At 56.6% G+C, this 12,646-nt stretch carries 12 protein-coding genes; all 12 read left to right on the plus strand.

All coding sequences use genetic code 11. The features are described from left to right. Window positions 1-103 precede the first annotated feature (103 nt). The 12 genes from dapF (at window position 104) to rlmN (ending at window position 12,646) form a co-directional block, all read left to right on the plus strand. On the plus strand, window positions 104-943 hold the full coding sequence (gene dapF / locus ACFQ2I_RS08225) for a diaminopimelate epimerase (RefSeq protein WP_377563482.1): 840 nt from the start codon (window positions 104-106) through the stop codon (window positions 941-943). 2 nt (window positions 944-945) lie between these two features. Continuing rightward, a complete protein-coding gene (locus ACFQ2I_RS08230) occupies window positions 946-2,829 on the plus strand; it encodes a bifunctional homocysteine S-methyltransferase/methylenetetrahydrofolate reductase (protein ID WP_377563483.1) in 1,884 nt (627 codons plus the stop codon). 174 nt (window positions 2,830-3,003) lie between these two features. Then, window positions 3,004-3,264 (plus strand): extracellular matrix/biofilm regulator RemA, encoded by a 261-nt coding sequence (gene remA / locus ACFQ2I_RS08235; protein WP_005548256.1) that lies wholly within the window; start codon window positions 3,004-3,006, stop codon window positions 3,262-3,264. A gap of 24 nt (window positions 3,265-3,288) precedes the next feature. Then, window positions 3,289-3,900: a guanylate kinase gene (gene gmk / locus ACFQ2I_RS08240; protein ID WP_377563485.1), complete on the plus strand. Its 612-nt coding sequence runs from the start codon at window positions 3,289-3,291 to the stop codon at window positions 3,898-3,900. A 16-nt stretch (window positions 3,901-3,916) separates the two neighbouring features. Next, entirely contained in the window at window positions 3,917-4,126 is a 210-nt protein-coding gene (rpoZ, locus tag ACFQ2I_RS08245; RefSeq protein WP_377563487.1) for a DNA-directed RNA polymerase subunit omega, read from the plus strand. 197 nt (window positions 4,127-4,323) lie between these two features. Beyond that, window positions 4,324-4,848, plus strand: coding sequence for a YfiT family bacillithiol transferase (locus ACFQ2I_RS08250; protein ID WP_377563488.1), 525 nt, complete (start codon window positions 4,324-4,326; stop codon window positions 4,846-4,848). A gap of 136 nt (window positions 4,849-4,984) precedes the next feature. Then, on the plus strand, window positions 4,985-6,190 hold the full coding sequence (gene coaBC / locus ACFQ2I_RS08255; RefSeq protein WP_377563874.1) for a bifunctional phosphopantothenoylcysteine decarboxylase/phosphopantothenate--cysteine ligase CoaBC: 1,206 nt from the start codon (window positions 4,985-4,987) through the stop codon (window positions 6,188-6,190). Further along, window positions 6,187-8,667 carry a primosomal protein N' gene (priA, locus tag ACFQ2I_RS08260; protein WP_377563489.1) on the plus strand — a complete coding sequence of 827 codons (2,481 nt, stop codon included), beginning with the start codon at window positions 6,187-6,189 and terminating at the stop codon, window positions 8,665-8,667. Before coaBC ends, priA begins: the two co-directional genes overlap by 4 nt. Before the next feature lie 32 nt (window positions 8,668-8,699). Beyond that, entirely contained in the window at window positions 8,700-9,185 is a 486-nt protein-coding gene (gene def, locus ACFQ2I_RS08265) for a peptide deformylase (protein WP_377563491.1), read from the plus strand. Window positions 9,186-9,189: 4 nt separating this feature from the next. After that, window positions 9,190-10,143 (plus strand): methionyl-tRNA formyltransferase, encoded by a 954-nt coding sequence (fmt, locus tag ACFQ2I_RS08270; protein ID WP_377563492.1) that lies wholly within the window; start codon window positions 9,190-9,192, stop codon window positions 10,141-10,143. Beyond that, window positions 10,140-11,525 (plus strand): 16S rRNA (cytosine(967)-C(5))-methyltransferase RsmB, encoded by a 1,386-nt coding sequence (rsmB, locus tag ACFQ2I_RS08275; RefSeq protein ID WP_377563494.1) that lies wholly within the window; start codon window positions 10,140-10,142, stop codon window positions 11,523-11,525. The genes fmt and rsmB overlap by 4 nt, the downstream gene beginning before the upstream one ends. 74 nt (window positions 11,526-11,599) lie before the next feature. After that, on the plus strand, window positions 11,600-12,646 hold the full coding sequence (gene rlmN / locus ACFQ2I_RS08280) for a 23S rRNA (adenine(2503)-C(2))-methyltransferase RlmN (protein ID WP_377563496.1): 1,047 nt from the start codon (window positions 11,600-11,602) through the stop codon (window positions 12,644-12,646).

A 12,646-nucleotide genomic window follows, 5' to 3' on the forward strand; every position in this document is an offset into this window, starting at 1 on the left:
AAATAATCGTGTGAAATAGGAATAGCGTTTCTCTCTCTCTTGCGGTATGCTATATAGACATGACAAGTTGAGGATTGGGGCTTTACAAGGGGAGAGGACCAGGATGGAATTTACAAAAATGCACGGACTAGGCAATGATTTTATTGTGGTGGCAGGAGAGCGCAAGCTTCCGGACAACGCATCGGAGCTGGCGCTTTCCTTATGCAATCGTTATTTCGGCATCGGTGCCGACGGAATGGTCTACATTCTGCCTTCTGAGAAGGCAGATTTTGGCATGCGTATTATTAATTCGGACGGCACGGAAGCGGAGCAATGCGGGAACGCTATCCGGTGCGTCGCCAAATACGTATATGATAACGGCTTGATCGCTCAAGAGGATATTACGATCGAGACGATGGGAGCCGGTGTGCAGAAGGTGCAATTGACGATATACGAGAGAAAAGTGGACAAGGTTCGCGTCGATATGGGACCGCCGATCTTGAGTGGACTAGCCATCCCGACTACGATTGATGCGAAGCAAGTGGTGCAACAGCCCATTGAAGTAGACGGCCGCACCTTTGCCTTCACCGCTCTGTCGATGGGCAACCCACACTGTGTTATTGCGGTAGAGGATGCCGTATCGTTCGATCTGGAGACGTGGGGGCCGAGATTAGAGAGCCATCCGTTGTTCCCGCGTAAGGTGAACGTAGAATTCATAACGGTCAACAGCCGCAGCCAAATCGATATGCGAGTATGGGAACGCGGAGCGGGACCTACGCTGGCATGCGGCACAGGCGCGTGCGCAACACTAGTCGCTTCCGTACTGAAGGGAGAGACGGACCGAATCGCCACCATCTCTCTGAAGGGCGGCGATCTGCTGATTGAATGGAGCGAAAGCGACAATCACGTCTATATGACGGGACCTGCAGAGGAAGTATTCCGCGGTTCGATGAAAGGGGTATAGAGATGGGCGGAGAGTACAAAGCAAGTTTACAATTCAGACAAGCTCTGCAAAATCGTATTTTGGTCGGAGACGGAGCGATGGGAACTTATCTATACGGAATGGGCTTCCCAGTCGGTATTTCATATGAGGAATTCAACGTTACCCGGCCAGACGTGATCGGGAATGTGCATCGCCAGTACTATGAGGCGGGCGCCAGAGTGATCGAGACCAATACATTCTCCGCCAACCTGGAGAAGCTATCCAAGTATGGACTGGAAGGTGAGATGGAGGCCATTAACCGGGCAGGCGTCGCATTGGCGCGCGAGGCGGTCGGGAACGACGCATATGTGGTGGGAGCGGTCGGCTCCATTCGCGCCGGCAAGCTGAAAAATGTGAGAACGACTGCCGTAACAGAAGCGTACAGGAGACAAATGCATGCGCTGCTGCACGCGGGAGCTGACGGCTTGCTGCTGGAGACGTTCTATGATCTGACAGAGATGGTCATCGCACTTCGCGTCGCACGTGAACTGACGGACGTCCCTGTCATCTGTCAATTCGCGGCGGAGGATGTAGGGCGTACGCACGACGGCGTTGCGCTTGTCGACGCATTCCTGCAGCTGCAGGAGGCGGGTGCGGATGTGGTAGGCTTCAACTGTCGAAGCGGCCCAAGCGGCATTATGCGCGCGATGGATTCCGTGAGTGGACTCACCTCTCTGCCAATGTCCGTGTATCCCAATGCCGGCATACCGGATTATGTGGACGGCAAGTACGTGTACTCTGCGGGTCCAGAATACTTCGCGGAATCCGCCATGCGCTTCGCCGATCGCGGCGCCCGCATTATCGGCGGCTGCTGCGGCACGACGCCGCAGCACGTGGCGGCGATGGCAGCGGCTCTGGCGAATTATGTGCCTCAGCTCGGGGAGAACGCGGGACGACGGGAAGCGATCGTATTGGAGCCGCCTGCGAAGGCCGAACCTTCAACGGCAGAAGCAATCGTTCAACAAGACGAGGCTGCGCCGACGATCGTCGATCTGGTGAAGCAGCGTCATACGGTAATTGTCGAGCTCGATCCGCCCCGCGATCTGGATATCAGCAAGTTCATGACCGGTGCGGAGGCGCTCAAGACTGTGGGGGCCGATGCGGTGACGATGGCGGACAATTCGCTTGCGGTCACGCGAATGAGCAATTTGGCGCTTGCAGCATTGCTGCGCGAGCGCGTTGGCATTCGCCCGTTGATCCATATCGCTTGCCGAGACCGCAACCTGATCGGCACGCAGTCGCACATGATGGGGCTTGACGCGCTAGGCATCGACCATGTGCTGGCAGTGACTGGAGATCCCGCCCGGTTCGGCGACTTGCCGGATTCCAGCTCGGTGTACGACTTGACCTCGTTCGAGATGATCCGAATGATCAAGCAATTGAATGATGGAACGGCATTCAGCGGCAAGCCGCTCAAGCAGAAGGCGAATTTCGTCGTCGGAGCCGCATTCAATCCCAATGTGAAGCATCTGGACAAGGCGGTGCAGCGACTGGAGCGGAAGATTGCGTCCGGCGCCGACTACATTATGACGCAACCGGTATACGACGCGGCGCTTATGGAACGGATTGCAGAGTCAACCAAGCATCTGAATGTTCCTCTATTTATCGGCATTATGCCGCTTGCGAACGGACGCAATGCGGAATACTTGCACAATGAGGTGCCGGGCATTCAGCTGTCGGATGAAGTGCGCCAGCGAATGTCGGGGCTGGAAGGAGAAGCTGGCCGCGCAGAGGGCGTGCGGATCGCCCGAGAGCTGCTGGACAGCGCCATTCCGCATTTCAACGGCATCTACTTGATTACACCTTTCATGCACTATGATATGGCTGTACAATTAACGTCATATGTATGGGAAAAAACGAAAAAATAATGAGCTTGCGGCATGAATTCATCTTTTCTTCTTGTTTTTGCTTGTTCAGAGCTTTAAAATCAATTAGAATAAGGCGTAGGCTGAAGGGCGTAGAGAAATGTATGCTCTTTCCTTTTTTTGTCAACAATAGTGCGATAATGCGCAGAGATAGACCGTAGGTGAGGGGGATCTGGCTTGGCAATTAAGCTTATTAATATTGGATTTGGCAATATTGTTTCCGCCAATCGCATTATATCTATCGTTAGTCCGGAATCGGCTCCAATCAAACGCATTATTCAGGAAGCTCGCGACAGGCATATGCTCATTGACGCAACCTATGGACGCCGTACGCGTGCGGTCATTATTACAGACAGCGATCATGTTATTTTATCAGCGGTACAACCGGAGACGGTTGCGCATCGTCTATCCACGAAGGATGACGATAACGACGAATAGTACGGTACAGGGAGCAGGGAACAAATGGGATTGTTAATCGTTTTGTCCGGTCCGGCCGGAGTAGGAAAGGGTACGGTGTGCACGGCGCTTCGCGAGCGGATGCCGGAGCTTGTGTATTCCGTGTCGGCCACAACCAGGCAGCCGAGACAAGGTGAGGTTGATGGCATCAATTATTTTTTTAAGACTAGAGCACAATTTCAGGAGATGATCGCTCATGACGCTCTTCTGGAATATGCGGAATATGTCGGCAACTACTACGGGACTCCCCGCGACTTCGTGAAGGAGACGCTGGCGAGCGGCAAGGACGTCATTCTGGAGATCGAAGTGCAGGGTGCGTTGAAGGTGAAGGAGAAATTCCCGGAGGCGATATTCGTCTTCCTGCTCCCGCCTTCCCTGGAGGAGTTGAAGCAGCGGATTACGGGCAGAGGCACAGAGACGATGGAGACGATCAATACGCGTATGAACGTGGCTGTGGAGGAGATGAGCCTTCTTCAGCATTATGATTATGCGGTTATGAACGATGAGATCGATGCCGCTTGCGACCGGATACGGAGCATCGTCATCGCCGAGCATTGCCGCAGAGAGAGATTCGTCCCTTATGTAACAGGGATGAAGGATGCGATTGAGAAAGCCTGAGTGAGGAGAATGTTCAATGTTATATCCTTCAATAGATGAAATGGTGAAAAAGGTAGATAGTAAGTATACACTCGTCGTAGCCGCTTCCAGAAGGGCGCGGATGCTTCGCGACGGCAACAAATCCGATCTGGCGGAGACGCGATCCCACAAATTCGTAGGCGTGGCGCTCGAAGAGATTTACGGCGACTTCATTCAATTGGAATCGCGAGACTCCAAGGAAGAATAACACCAACTTAAGGTGAAGCGGAGCGTGGCTGGCAACAGTGCATGCTCCGCTTATTTGCATGGATACGCTCTATTTTTTCTCAGCGGTTATGGTAAAATAAAAGAGAATTTTCTGATGTCCACGGACGGAATGTATAAGTACAAGTAGTGCACTACAAGCGACGTCAGCCTTGGACGATACGAATGGGAGGGATAGGGATGGAACAGAAGCGTTATCCGATCGGCAGATTTTTATTCGAAGGCATGACGGCTGCTCAGCAGGAGCAGTGGATTGCAGAGGTGGAACAGTTCCCGCATCTTATTAGGGAGGCGGCAGTCGACCTGAACGATGAACAGCTGAATACTCCATATCGCCATGGAGGCTGGACGGTGAGGCAGACCATTCATCATATGGCAGATGCTTCCATGCACTGTTACTCGCGCTTCAAGTGGACGTTGACGGAATCCAATCCTACCATCAAGCCGTTCCATGAAGACGGCTGGGCCGGGCTGAGGGACAGTGTCACCGCGCCTGTCGAGCATAGCTTGGCGATCGTAGATGGCGTTCATCCAAGGTGGGCAATTCTGTTGCGATCCATGAGCAGAGTCGACTTCGAGCGGCAGTTCTATCATCCTGAGCAGGGCATCCAGATCAAGCTGTCCGCCTTCCTCAGCTTCGTCGCATGGCACGGCAAGCATCATGTCGCACATATTCGCAATCTCCGGGAAGAGCGGGGATGGTAATGGATGCTGCGCCCCTCCTGGGCGCAGCATCGTTGTCTGCATGCACGGATTGACATCATCATGAGCGCGAGTTACAGACAGGCAGGCATTAGGCAAGATATTATACAGGACAGGAGTTGGCGGCAAGTTGCAAGCATTGCATGGAAAGAGAATATTGCTGGGAGTAACAGGCGGCATCGCCGCATATAAGGCGGCGGCGTTGACCAGCAAGATGGTCCAGGCGGGAGCCCATGTGGACGTTATGATGACGGAATCCGCTGCCAAGTTCATTACTCCGCTAACATTGCAGACGCTCTCGCGCAACCGGGTACATATGGATACGTTCGACGAGCAAGATCCTTCTGTCGTCTCTCATATCCATCTGGCTGATCATGCCGATCTGATCATCATCGCGCCGGCCACGGCCAACACGATTGCGAAGCTCGCAGGCGGCTTCGCGGACGATATGCTCAGTACGACGTTGCTGGCGGCTTCCTGCCCGGTATTGATCGCTCCGGCGATGAATGTGCATATGTACGAGCATCCCGCGGTTGTCGACAATATGAAGCGGCTGGCGGAACGCGGAGTCATGTTCATCGAGCCCGGCACAGGTCAGCTGGCATGCGGCTATGTAGCGAAGGGACGGCTGGCGGAGCCGGAGGATATTATGGAGGCTGCGTCGCGGTGGTTCAGCAGGAAGGAACTGCTGGCGGGTAAGCGAGTTCTCGTCACGGCCGGAGGCACGATGGAAAGGCTTGATCCCGTCCGTTATCTAACGAACGACTCCTCCGGCAAGATGGGCTTCGCCATTGCGGAGGCGGCCAGGATGATGGGAGCTGAAGTGACAGTCATCAAGGGAAGAACCTCCGTTGCTGCGCCGGCAGGCGTGCGTGTCATCCAGGTGGAGTCCGCGGAGCAGATGCTGGAACAGGCGACAGCCTTGTATTCGAACTGCGACATTGTGGTGAAAGCGGCTGCGGTTGCTGATTACCGACCAGTCGTCGTGGCGGATCAGAAGATTAAGAAGAAGGGCGATCGGCTGCTGCTGGAACTGGAGCGAACGACGGATATTTTGGAGACGCTGGGCGAGCGGAAGGAGCATCAGTTCCTGATCGGATTCGCCGCTGAGACGGATCAGGTGGAGCGCTACGCCATGGACAAGCTGAGACGCAAAAACTGCGATTGGATTGTGGCTAACGATGTCAGTGCGGAAGGCGCCGGCTTCGACGGAGATACGAATATCTTGTCCGTATATGGTCCGGACGGGCTGATCGAAGCGTTGCCGCTAATGTCCAAGCGCAGTGCCGCGGCACGTCTGATGGAGCTTGCCGCCGTCGCTTCCCGTGGAGGGGAGCCGGAATGATTGCCAAAGTAATTGTCGATGTGCCGAGCCGCCAGACGGATCGGCCTTTTGATTATAAGGTGCCGGAAGCGATCGAGGATTGGATTGAAGTCGGCAGTCGTGTCGGCGTCCCCTTCGGCGGAAGGGTGCTGCAGGGATTCGTGGTCGGGCTGTCGGAGACGGCGACTGTGGACAGCTCGAAGCTGAAGGCTGTAGCGGAGCTGCTTGATCCCGTCCCCCCTCTGCTGCCGGATATGGTGGAGCTGTCAGAGTGGCTCTGCGCCAAATATTGCTGCTCCCGCACCCAAGCGCTTGGTGTGATGATCCCCGCTGCCTTGAAGGGGAAGGAAGAGCGCTATATCGGCATCGAGGAAGATGTGGAGACGGTTCTTCTGCCGGAGGCGCTGAAGGAGGAGATCAGGGAGAACGGCGGCTGGATCAAGCTGGAGAGACTGCTGCGAAGCTTCCCTGAGCATGCCGGTTCGGTTAAGGAAGGGCTGCGCAGCGGCATGCTGGCTGTTCGTTCGTCAATCAAGGACCGGCTGGCGGTCCGCACGGTGCTTACGGTGTTCCCTCTGGAGGATACGGTGGCTATGGCCGCCGCCAAACAGGCGATGCCGCGTAGCGCCGCTAAGCAGATAACCGTGCTGGAACACTTGCTGGAGCATCCCTATCCCGTTGCCATGGCGCAGCTGGCCAAGGAGCTGAGCGTGGCGGTATCCACGATTCGCGCGCTGGAGAAGAAAGAGCTTCTGTCGATTCGAGAGGTGGAGAAAGAGCGTGATCCGTACGGAGACCGTTCTTATGAACGCACTGTGCCGCTCGCCTTGACGAAGGAGCAAGAAGCTGTATACAGCCGTATTGCCGATGTCATTCGCTCCGAGCATCACTTCACAATGCTGCTGCATGGCGTGACCGGCAGCGGCAAGACGGAAGTGTATCTACAATCGATTCAATACTGTCTGGAACAAGGGAAACAAGCGATCGTGCTTGTGCCGGAAATTTCGCTTACCCCGCAGATGGTGGAGCGATTCAAAGGGAGATTCGGGACGGCTGTAGCTGTGCTGCACAGCAGGCTTTCGGATGGGGAGCGTTATGACGAGTGGCGGAAAATACGGAGCGGGCGCGCCGTTGTCGCGATCGGTGCCCGTTCCGCCATATTCGCACCCTTCCGGCATATCGGACTAATTATTATCGACGAGGAGCACGAATCCTCGTACAAGCAAGAGGAAAGTCCGAAGTACCATGCCAGGGATGTCGCTGTGCGCCGCGCCAAGCAGCATGGGGCGGCGGTCGTGCTGGGTTCCGCGACGCCGTCGCTGGAATCGTTCGCCGCAGCCAGCCGGGATATGCCGCCTGGAGCGCCATCTCCGCTGCTGCCCATGCCGAGCCGTGTTAGCGGAAGGCCTCTTCCGGAGGTGGAAGTGGTCGATATGCGCTCGGAGCTGCGTGACGGCAACCGCTCTATGTTCAGCCGCAAGCTGCATGGGGAGCTGCTGCGTCGTCTGGAGCGCGGGGAGCAGTCGGTATTGCTGCTGAACCGGCGCGGCTACTCTACGTTCGTCATGTGCCGCTCATGCGGTTATACGGCGGCTTGTCCGCATTGCGACATCTCGCTTACCTATCACCAGAAGACGAGGCTTGTGCGATGTCATTATTGCGGTCACGCGGAAGCTGCGCCGGGGCAATGTCCTTCCTGCGAGAGTGAGCATATCCGCTACTTCGGCACCGGCACGCAGAAGGTGGAGGAAGAGCTGGCGAAGCTGTTCCCCGGTATTCGAGTTATTCGAATGGATGTGGACACAACATCCGGCAAGCATGCCCATGAACGGCTGCTGTCGCAATTCGGTGAGCGCAAGGCGGATGTGCTGCTCGGAACGCAGATGGTTGCCAAGGGACTGGATTTCCCCTACGTCACCCTCGTAGGGGTCATTGCTGCAGATACGTCGCTCAACTTGCCGGACTTCCGTGCCGCCGAGCGCACCTTCCAGCTGCTCACGCAAGTAGCGGGTCGGGCCGGGCGGCATCACCTTGAAGGGGAGGTTATCATTCAGACGTACAGCCCTGAGCATTATGCCATTGCAAAGTCGCAGCAGCATGATTATGCCGGATTCGTCCGGGAGGAGCTCCGGCATCGAAGTGTGATGGCCTACCCGCCGTATTGCCGCTTGGCGCTCGTGCTGATGTCGCACGAGCAACTGCCGGCGGTAATCGCCGCCAGCGACAGGTTCGCGGCGGAGATAAGGGAGCTGGCGCAGCATGAAGGGGTGCTCGTCCCGCTATCGAGCGGCCGGCCGAGAGCGGTGGAGGTGCTGGGGCCGGTCGCTTCCTCGATCGCGAGAATGAAAGATCGCTACCGCTTCCAATGTGTGATAAAATATCGGGGGAGTGTCGACGTATCCGGCATGGTGCAGCGGGTTCTGCAATCGCTGCTGAAGGAAACCGCGCACCGGGGCGTTCAGTTCAGCGTCGACGTGGACCCGCAAGTGATTATATAACTGTAATTATGTATAAAAGGATGGGAACAAGCATGAGCATTCGATTGATTGTCAAGGAACCGGACCCGGTTCTTCACGAAGTGGCCAAGGAAGTGACTAAGTTCAACGCCAATCTGCAGAAGCTGCTGAAGGATATGGCGGAAACGATGTACGATGCGAACGGCGTTGGGCTAGCCGCGCCGCAAATCGGCATTCTCAAGCGCGTCATCGTGGTAGATGTGGGTGATGAGAGTGGGCTGGTGGAGATGGTCAATCCCGTCATTCTGGAGCGGGAGGGCGAGCAGATCGGTCCTGAGGGATGTCTGAGCATTCCCGGCATCAACGGGGACGTGAGAAGAGCGGAGCGGATCGTAGTGGAAGGTCAAGACGCTGCCGGCGAACGCTTTACGATTGAAGCGAAAGGCTATTTCGCACGCGCGTTCCAGCATGAGATCGATCACCTGAACGGCATATTGTTCACCGAAATTGCGGATAGCGTCTATGAAGTAACAGACAGGCCGGAAAGGGGAGACGAATAGAAGGATGCGTATTGTATTCATGGGGACGCCGACATTCGCCGTCCCTTCTCTTGCTATGTTGATGGAACAAGGCTATGAGATCGCTGCGGTCGTGACGCAGCCGGATCGTCCGCAAGGCCGGAAAAAAGTGCTTACGCCGCCGCCTCTCAAGGAAGCGGCGTTGTCGTATGGGTTACCTGTCCTGCAGCCCGAGCGGATGAGACGGCCGGAATCGGTAGAAGCCATCGCTGAGCTGAAGCCGGACTTGATCGTAACGGCAGCATACGGGCAGATCTTGCCGAAAGCGGTGCTGGATATCCCGCGATACGGCTGTATTAACGTACACGGCTCCCTGCTGCCGAAGTACCGCGGCGGTGCCCCAATTCAGCGCTCTATTATGGAAGGGGAAGCTGTTACGGGTGTCACCATTATGTATATGGCAGAGGGACTCGATACCGGCGACATGATCAGCAAAGTGGAAGTGCCGATTGAGGATGACGACACTTCAGGCACTCTATTCCAGAAGCTGAGTCTTGCAGGAGCGGAGCTGCTCAAGGATACGCTGCCGGCAATTATCTCCGGAGAGGCGAAGGGCATTCCGCAGGTCGAGGAAGAGGCCACCTACGCCCCCAATCTGACGCGCGAGGACGAAAGAATAGATTGGGGACGCTCCGCCCATGCCATTCGCAATCAAGTGAGAGGACTCTCCCCGATGGCAGGCGCATTCACTTATTTGAATGACGAAGTGTTCAAGGTTCGGGCGTGCTCATGTCCGGACGAGGAACGAGCATCCGGCGATTATGCTCCGGGCACGATTATCGCTGCGGACAAGAACGGCATAGCGGTGCAGACAGGGGACGGAACGCTGCTGCTGACAGAGATCCAGCCGGCGGGCAAGAAGGCGATGCAAGCCGCCGACTGGCTGAAAGGGGCTCGTCTGGAGCCTGGCGCGAGCTTCCGCTCCGGGAGCCCGCAATGAAGCGGCGGCAAGCGGCGCGCTCGCCCAGGGAGCTGGCGCTTGATGCGCTGGTTAAAGTGGAGCAGAGCGGCGCGTATAGCAACATTCAGTTGAACCGGATGCTGCAAGAGGCGGAGCTGTCGCGCACGGATGCCGCGCTGGCGACGGAGTTGGTGTACGGCACGATCGCCCGTAAGAAGACGCTGGATTACTGGATCGCGGGCTTCCGGGCGAAGGGGTTGCACGGCATAGAGCCTTGGGTGCTGCAATTGCTTCGTATGAGTGCCTATCAGTTGCTCTATCTGGAGCGGGTGCCCTCCCATGCTGCGGTCAACGAAGCGGTCGATATCGCGAAGCGGCGCAGCCATCGCGGCATCGCGGGCATGGTGAACGGCGTCCTGCGCAATATGGTTCGCCGTCTGAGCGACTTGACGGAAGCCTGCATCGATGCGGGTGAACCGATTGCAACTGTTGCCGTCCGGCATTCCTATCCGGAATGGCTGGTGCGGCGCTGGACGGACGCCTACGGCATGGAGACGGCGGAAGCGATATGCGCTGCGGGCAATGAGCCGCCGCATGGCAGCATTCGGACGAACGTCATGCTGCAACATCCATCGGATCTGCTGCAGGAGCTACAGCAGGAGGGGCTTGACGCAGAGGCTTCCCCGATTGCCTCGTCTGGCATTATCGTCAGGAAGGGCGGCAATCTGGCGGATTCCGACGGCTACCGGGCAGGCAAGTGGTCCATACAGGACGAGAGCTCGATGCTCGTCGCAGAAGTGCTGGCTCCGAAAGAAGGCATGACGGTGCTGGACTGCTGCGCCGCTCCGGGCGGCAAGGCGCTTCATATCGCGGAGCTGATGAACGGAACGGGCAAAGTATGGGCCAACGATCTGCACGAGCATAAACGGAAGCTGATTCAGCAAGGAGCGGAGCGGCTCCGGCTTGGCAATGTGGAAGCGATCACTGGCGACGCGGGAGCGTTGGCGGAACGATTCCCGGCAGGTTCCATGGATGCAGTGCTGCTGGATGCCCCGTGCTCCGGCTTCGGCGTCATTCGCCGCAAGCCGGAGATACGGTGGACGAAGGAGGAGTCGGACATCGCCTCCATCGCTGCGCTGCAACGCAGACTGCTTCACGCCGCAAGCGGGCTCGTGCGTCCCGGCGGCGTACTCCTGTACAGCACATGCACGGTGGAGAAGGAAGAGAATGAGCGTCAGATCGCAGCTTTCCTGAAGGAGCATCCGGAATACGCGCTGGATGCCGGCTGGCCGCAGCTGCTGCTGCGCAGGCTGGAGGAGAAGGGGATTATCGACGCGCAGTTCGACGGTCAGCTCCAGCTGCTGCCGCAGCACTTCGACAGCGACGGGTTCTATATCGCCCGCTTAATCAGGCGCTCGTAAGGCTTGTTCGCTCCTGATGGACGTTTGTGGTAAAATAAATCGACAATGCTACTTTGAAATATAGGTGTGATGAGATGAAACCGTTTATTTATGACTATACGTACGAGCAGTTGAAAGAATGGATGAAGGACAACGGCGAGCCGGCCTTCCGCGCGGAACAGTTGTTCCAATGGATCTACGTGAAGCGAGTGAAGGACTTCGACCAGATGACGAATCTGTCCAAGGAGCTGAGGCAGAAGCTGGAGGACAGCTTCCAGTTCGTCACGCTGGAGGAGATTACGAAGCTGGAGTCCAAGGACGGAACGGTCAAGTTCCTGTTCGGCCTGCACGACGCCCATGCGATCGAGACGGTCATTATGCGTCACAGCTACGGCAACAGCATATGTGTGACGACGCAGGTCGGATGCCGAATCGGCTGCACGTTCTGCGCATCGACGCTGGGCGGACTGAAGCGGAATCTGACGGCGGGCGAGATTGTAGCACAGGTGGTGACGGCCCAGCAGATGCTCGACGCGACGGAAGAACGCGTGTCCAGCATCGTTATTATGGGATCCGGCGAGCCGTTCGAGAACTACGATGCGACGTTGGCTTTCCTGCGCATCATGATTCACGAGAAGGGACTTCATATCGGCCAGCGTCATATTACGGTATCTACAAGCGGCATCGTGCCGAGCATGTACAAATTCGCTGATGAGAATACGCAGATTAATCTGGCGTTGTCGATCCATGCGCCGAACGACAAGCTGCGCTCCAAGCTGATGCCGGTCAATCGGCGCTTCCCGTTCGAGGACGTTATGGAAGCGTGCCGGTATTATCTGGCGAAGACAGGAAGAAGAATTACGTTCGAGTACGCTTTGATCGGCGGGGTGAACGACCGCCCCGAGCATGCCGAAGAGCTCGCAGAAGTGTTGAAGGATCTGTTGTGCCATGTGAACCTGATTCCTGTCAATCATGTGCCCGAACGCAACTATGTGCGAACGCCGCGCAACGATATTTTTGAATTCGCGCGCATTTTGGAGAACAAGGGGATTAACGTGACGATTCGCAGGGAGCAAGGTCATGACATTGCGGCCGCTTGCGGCCAATTAAGGGCGAAGCATATGGAGTCCACGGCGAGGTGA

Source organism: Paenibacillus chungangensis (genome assembly GCF_042675905.1).
Lineage (GTDB): Bacteria > Bacillota > Bacilli > Paenibacillales > Paenibacillaceae > Pristimantibacillus > Pristimantibacillus chungangensis.

Excerpts from the sequence above, each read along its gene's own strand:
- rsmB (WP_377563494.1), top strand. The coding sequence starts at position 10,140 with ATGAAGCGGCGGCAAGCGGCGCGCTCGCCCAGGGAGCTGGCGCTTGAT.
- fmt (WP_377563492.1), top strand. The coding sequence starts at position 9,190 with ATGCGTATTGTATTCATGGGGACGCCGACATTCGCCGTCCCTTCTCTT.
- rpoZ (WP_377563487.1), top strand. The coding sequence starts at position 3,917 with ATGTTATATCCTTCAATAGATGAAATGGTGAAAAAGGTAGATAGTAAG.
- def (WP_377563491.1), top strand. The coding sequence starts at position 8,700 with ATGAGCATTCGATTGATTGTCAAGGAACCGGACCCGGTTCTTCACGAA.
- gmk (WP_377563485.1), top strand. The coding sequence starts at position 3,289 with ATGGGATTGTTAATCGTTTTGTCCGGTCCGGCCGGAGTAGGAAAGGGT.
- dapF (WP_377563482.1), top strand. The coding sequence starts at position 104 with ATGGAATTTACAAAAATGCACGGACTAGGCAATGATTTTATTGTGGTG.
- ACFQ2I_RS08230 (WP_377563483.1), top strand. The coding sequence starts at position 946 with ATGGGCGGAGAGTACAAAGCAAGTTTACAATTCAGACAAGCTCTGCAA.
- priA (WP_377563489.1), top strand. The coding sequence starts at position 6,187 with ATGATTGCCAAAGTAATTGTCGATGTGCCGAGCCGCCAGACGGATCGG.
- rlmN (WP_377563496.1), top strand. The coding sequence starts at position 11,600 with ATGAAACCGTTTATTTATGACTATACGTACGAGCAGTTGAAAGAATGG.
- ACFQ2I_RS08250 (WP_377563488.1), top strand. The coding sequence starts at position 4,324 with ATGGAACAGAAGCGTTATCCGATCGGCAGATTTTTATTCGAAGGCATG.